Source organism: Streptomyces beigongshangae (assembly GCF_019710745.1).
In the GTDB taxonomy this organism is placed as follows: Bacteria; Actinomycetota; Actinomycetes; order Streptomycetales; family Streptomycetaceae; genus Streptomyces; species Streptomyces beigongshangae.
On record NZ_JAHKJW010000130.1, the window covers coordinates 1 to 5,590 of the forward strand.

At 59.1% G+C, this 5,590-nt stretch carries 4 protein-coding genes; 3 read left to right on the forward strand and 1 reads right to left on the reverse strand.

From position 1 onward, the window contains the following. Positions 1-292: 292 nt before the first annotated feature. Positions 293-604 carry a hypothetical protein gene (locus KM933_RS38210; RefSeq protein ID WP_221362051.1) on the reverse strand — a complete coding sequence of 104 codons (312 nt, stop codon included), beginning with the start codon at positions 602-604 and terminating at the stop codon, positions 293-295. Positions 605-1,156: 552 nt separating this feature from the next. Between KM933_RS38210 and KM933_RS38215 the strand changes: the two genes are divergently transcribed. The 3 genes from KM933_RS38215 (at position 1,157) to KM933_RS38225 (ending at position 5,111) form a co-directional block, all read left to right on the forward strand. Further along, a complete protein-coding gene (locus KM933_RS38215) occupies positions 1,157-2,677 on the forward strand; it encodes a hypothetical protein (RefSeq protein WP_221362079.1) in 1,521 nt (506 codons plus the stop codon). Then, complete coding sequence (locus tag KM933_RS38220; protein ID WP_221362081.1) at positions 2,674-3,294, forward strand: MsnO8 family LLM class oxidoreductase; 621 nt, start codon at positions 2,674-2,676, stop codon at positions 3,292-3,294. The genes KM933_RS38215 and KM933_RS38220 overlap by 4 nt, the downstream gene beginning before the upstream one ends. A gap of 755 nt (positions 3,295-4,049) precedes the next feature. Continuing rightward, entirely contained in the window at positions 4,050-5,111 is a 1,062-nt protein-coding gene (locus tag KM933_RS38225) for a terpene synthase family protein (RefSeq protein WP_221362091.1), read from the forward strand. Positions 5,112-5,590 lie beyond the last annotated feature (479 nt).

Genomic DNA, 5,590 nt, shown 5'->3' on the forward strand with positions numbered 1-5,590 from the left:
GTTTGAACTCCTCGGTGTACCGCTTCGTGTACTTGTTTCCCACCTGGTGCTACTTCCCCTGGAACCTCAGGCTCCAGTCTCCAGGCGTCCACGATCAAGGGGAAGGTTCACGCCACCTACCAGGCCATCGCAGGCCTCGTCTCCGACCGCAACACCACCGGCTGACAAAAACCCCAGGTCAGGCACCCATGTCCCCAACGCAATCACGCACCAGCTCGTAAGAGGGAGGATGCGAATATCCCCGGGTATCTTTCTGGTCCGGGGATATCCAAGCTGGCTGCGGCGCCTTACCTCAATTCCTGCACACGACAGCTAGGACTTGCACGACGTTTGTGCCGCACGGCAGTCCGGTGAGCTGAGCTGCTGCCAGCAGGTCAGGGCCGAGGTACCTGCCGAGCGTACCGGTGTCTACGATCACACAGCTGTTTCCGGAGTCGCTTACCGTGCCTGAAGCAACTACTACCGGCTGGAAGTCGATGAGGCTGAGGGTTCGGACCGTGCACGCTGATCCGGGTGTCGCGGCCGATGCGGTGCCCGGAACGGCGATGGCCCCGCCGAGAGCCAAGGCTCCAGCAGCGATGAGTGTTGCGATTTTTCTGCGCATGATGGATCTCCTGGGCCTGGGGACTTCTTAGGGGCGAGGTGCAACCTGCTTTTTCGCGCCTATAATTCGGCGAGAAATGCCTGCGTTCGGGACTACGACAACAAGACTGTTGGACGGAAGGCTGCGAAACAAGGCGTCAGAGCCTTCGGCTGCGTGAACGCGTTGAACGGTGTTCGCTTCTGAAGCGAACTGCTCGGATGGTCGCTGAAGCCTCTGACGAAACGGGTGATTTTGGTCGTTAACCCGTCTACCCGGGGCTTCATTTGTCTGTCACATCAACCGCCGGGTGGATCCGCAGGTTGGAAAAAGCTCACCGGCTTGCGGACTGATCTGCTGAAGGCGCCTCAAGAAGCCTGACTCTTGATCCTGTTACGAGCTCAACGGACCACCGACGACCACAACTCGTCCGAGGAAATTCAACGCGTTCACGCGCTGTCGGGGCAAGCCCATTGCTCTTCCCCCGACCCTATCCCATTGTAGGGACAGACTTGGCATGCAAGATGTGCCGGAAGGGGCCGCATCAACGGGTCCCTATACAAAGGAGAACAGAAAATGAACAAATCCTACACTTGGATTTCCGGAGAGGGTGAGCGGGAGCCGGGTGACCTCAACCCCCGTGGTTGGGGCCGGGTTGATTTCAAGCGATCCCGTGACGCGCATCACGGACCTGACGAAAGCGAGACCAAGGCGCAAGAGCGGCACGAAGTAAAAATTGTGCGGCGGCTACAGAGCGCCTCACCTACCCTTGCCCCACTGTGCTGCTCAATACTAGTACCCGACCTCCCGCGGCGGATATCAACCCTCAGTGAGCTTTTTGATACAGTAACGGCCAAGGTCGCGAAGCTGCACAGGACCCACTGGCTAGAAACTTTTACTGCCGATCTCGCCAACGTCAAGATAGCTGAATGCGAGGAATGGGAGGGGGCACTCATCTGGGGTGCGGCTAAACGCTCCGACTTCGCCACCTATTGCGCCGCCTGGGAAAATGCAGCAATGGACTTGGCGAAACATGCCCCTAACCCTCGCTACCCTTCCCAGGAAAAAGCAGGGAGTCATGCGCCTTTCATAGACGTGGCATTAGGGTCCAGCCTTGGCTTCTACTGGGTTTTGCACCTAAATTGGAATACTCTGTTTTCGGCTGCCATTGTGAACTCGATAGCATTCTGGGCTGATATGGCGAGCGGAGTCGATGCACCAGACGGAGCGCTAGCCGAAATATTTGATGCGTTGCCCTCACTGGTCGAGGCGTGCGCGACCAGGCGTCACGACAACCTGTCTCCGACGAAGGCGTTGGCCATCGAATACCTTCGCACCCCTATGATCCCGGTCCTAGCAGGCCCCCGGCCATCTCTGGAGGACGTATGGCTCAGCCGCTTGGCAGATGTAGGGGCGCGGGAGTCGTGTGTTCTCATGACGGGATGCCCGTCTGCCTTCCGTAGCTACCGCAGCTCCGAGGACACACGTTGCCTCGTCGCCTGGGGGATAATTCACGATCTTTATGACCTTCCGCGAGATTTGATCAACGGGAACAGGATAAATGGAGTTCTATGGGCGTTATACTCCGGATTTTCGGCGGGTGATATTCTAGCTTGGTTGCGCGACTCCGTGGCTATCGCCTCGCAGGCTGAATCCTGTGCGGCAAAATTGCTTCTCTGTACGGCGTTCGTGCACGTAAGTAACCCTCGTTGGGCGACAAATGTAATTTCCCTTAAAGGCGTAGCGAAACGCCCTACGGCTCCTAAGTTCAAGGTGCAAACCGGAGAGGCGTTGCCGCTGTTTACGGCACGCAATGAGGGACAATGTACGGCTGATTCTCGTGACATCATGAAAGCGCAGGCGTGCCATTGCGCTAATTCCAGTGCTTCGCGCGCTCTCGGCATAGCCGTCTCCGATGCTCTCAGAGGAGCAGTTCCCGGATTCGCCAGCTCCTCAGACCAACTGGAAGCCCATAACATGGGTCTGTCCTTTCTGATCGCGGAGGACTGGGACTCACTCATCACTCTCTCACGCACAGCTTGGAGCACGTTCCTCAAGGATTTGGAATCGATCGCAGATTGGGTGGACCGGAAATGAAAGATCAGGAGGATCTCGTAACAGGATCAAGAGTGAACTTTTTTGAAGTGCCTCCAGCAGATCTGTCGCGGGCTGAGTTCAAGACGTCGCTCCCATCGGACGGCAAGGTGTTTGAACGCAGCCACGTTCCCGGCGGTGGCACCCCGCCCCCGCGGCCGGGAACACCACCTCGCGCGAGCCCCACCGCCGAGCGGGACCTCCCGTCCGTGCTGGACCTCGCGACGGTCGCCGACGGGACGACCAAAGCGGACGCCGTGAACCGAGCGGTCGCACTGGCGCAGCGTGCAGAAAACCTCGGCTACACGCGGTTCTGGACCGCGGAGCACCACAGCATGCCCATGATCGCCTCGTCAACTCCGGACCTGGTCGCGCTCCGGATCGCAGACACCACGACCCGTCTGCGGGTGGGAGCCGGTGGAGTGATGCTGCCGAATCACTCACCACTGCAGGTTGCCGAGCGGTACCTCACTCTCAAGGCGTTTCACCCGGGACGCATCGACCTCGGCGTCGGGCGCGCCCCGGGCACCGATCCGCTTGCCTCGGCGGCACTGCGCCGCTCGGATGCCGTGTCCTACCCGGAGCAACTCCGCCGACGGCACACTGCACCAGAACGCTGAGGCGGTCCCCGCGGGGGTGAGTCATCCGCGTAACCCTGCCTGACCAGGAAGCCGCCGACGCGCTGCCCACCCTCGTCGCAGAGTCCCCGATCCCGCAGTACGCCGACGTCCACTGCCAACCGCGAGGTCGAAGACATGACCAGCGAGCGGTACGAACGCGCCCTCGCCCGATTCGAAAGCACCTCGGTGGAGCCGGCCGCCGCAAAGGTTCCGCGCTCATTCGCCGACTCTGCGTTGTCAGCATGCGCACATGAACAGCAACCCAGTGACCCGAAAGGTGCCCTGCTTGCGTTACCCCAGGGCTGGTCTGCGAGGGGAGGGCCGGGCTGTGATCAGCGTAGAGAAGGCATCGAAGCAGTACGGGAAGTTGGTGAGGTTCTGACTCGGGCTCCGACTGCGCCCGTTGTATCAGCCATCTTGGATCATCGCAACCCGCCCTGAAAGGGTCTCGTGAACCAACCTGCCTGTACTGCCACGCAGAAGTCCGGTGGTCCTTCCCGGATCTACTCCGTGGACCAGGACCGACAAAGCCGGACCAGGTCAGCCAGGAAACCCAATAGGGTCATCTGGAACGGAGCCCACAGCGGAATCATAACCGGGGCAGCGCTTGCAAAGTGCGTGCTACGGATCTACGTGAAGTGGAATATAGACATGACCAGGTAATGTCCGCAATTCATTCCTACCGCTCAAGCGCAACCTGCAACAAAGACCTCACCCGCTGCCTGCAAGATCCTGTGCACGAGACGAAGGGCCCCATGGACTCGCGAAACCGGAAACATATCCCCCCCTTCTACTGCCCGATTCAGCTTGAGGTCCACCCGGCTGGGGACGAGATCAACCAGCGGGCCATAGATTGGATGGCACATCAGGGTTTCTGTGAGAACCCCGCAACATCGGCGAAACTCGCCGACGCGAATGTCGGTGGCTTCATCGCCCGACTTTTTCCCGACTCCTCAGAAAGTACAGTGGAAGCCATCACTAAATTCCATCTATGGGGATTCGCATTCGACGACGAAATAGAACGCATGGCTGCGGATCGACTGACGGACGCCGTCGACATGCATGGTGACCTCATGCGCATCCTCGATGCGCCCCACAGCACGGTACAGGCAGCCTCCCCTTATACAAGGGCCTTTAGGGAGATTAGCCAAACATTCCGCAAAATAGCCACGCCGGGAGTGTGGCGACGCTGGATCGACAGCAACCGCGCATTCGCACTCGGCGTTATATGGGGATGTGTCTACCGTCATAATCGGACCATCCCTAGCCCTGACCATGTCACCACCATCCGGGCACTCGACGCCGGTGGCGGCAGCTATGCGACAGATCTCGTGGAAATAGCCTCGGGATTCGAGCTTCAGGACAACGTCCGGGAACGCAAAGAGGTGCACGCCCTCATTGACATGACCGCAGTACTGCTCGCCTGGGACAATGACATATATTCCTATGCGGTAGAAATCGACAAGCATGTCGAGGAAATAAATCTGGTCACCTCCTTGGCCCACCACTGGTCCCTGGATGGCCAGGCTGCCATCATCCAGGCCATGAACATGAGAAACCAGGTAATGTGGTGCTACGAGCGAGTGCGCGGCAAGTATCCCGTGACGGACGACGGGATACTAGAGCGTTATTTGATGAGCCTCGACAAACTGATCCGCGGCCACTTGGACTGGGCCCTTGAGCGCACCCGTCGATACAGCAGCGAGCAGCTCGAGGCGCCTTCACTAACTCTGACAGAAAAAAATCCGCCCTGCCTCTCCGAACTCAACCAGCCAGTGGGATTCTCCACGCTGCGGTGGTGGTGGGACCTTTTGTAGCAGCACGCTTTCACAGTCTGGGGCATCATGAATGTCGAAATACCCTAACCTCCGTGCCGGACGCGTTGGTGACGACACACTGGCGTGGTCGTGAGCACATAGTGGCACGGACGTGAAGACGGTACGACAGTGAGGACAGTGCTCCAGGCAGAAATGGTTGCCTGACCGGTTCTTCTTCTGTAGTGGCAGCGGCGGGCGACAGCCTGGTGCAGTCTCCGGCAGAGCGTGAACGCGTTGAATTGCCTGGACGAGTTGTGGTCGCCGGTGGTCCGTTGAGCATCTCACCTCGGACCAGTTATCCAGGCCCTGAACTGGTCCCTCTGGTGGTCCCGCTCCGAATCAGCCAACCAGCTTCTCATACCTTAAATGTGAAACAGGCACAGTGAGCCTCTTCCAACCTGGCGGGTGGTTGGACCGGCGATCCTGGTGACGGGCATACAGAAAGCTCCTGGTAGACGGGTTCACGACCAAGATCACCA

What these genes read in the sequence shown, in the direction of transcription:
- KM933_RS38210 (WP_221362051.1), bottom strand. Translation starts at nt 604, where the DNA reads ATGCGCAGAAAAATCGCAACACTCATCGCTGCTGGAGCCTTGGCTCTC.
- KM933_RS38215 (WP_221362079.1), top strand. Translation starts at nt 1,157, where the DNA reads ATGAACAAATCCTACACTTGGATTTCCGGAGAGGGTGAGCGGGAGCCG.
- KM933_RS38220 (WP_221362081.1), top strand. Translation starts at nt 2,674, where the DNA reads ATGAAAGATCAGGAGGATCTCGTAACAGGATCAAGAGTGAACTTTTTT.
- KM933_RS38225 (WP_221362091.1), top strand. Translation starts at nt 4,050, where the DNA reads ATGGACTCGCGAAACCGGAAACATATCCCCCCCTTCTACTGCCCGATT.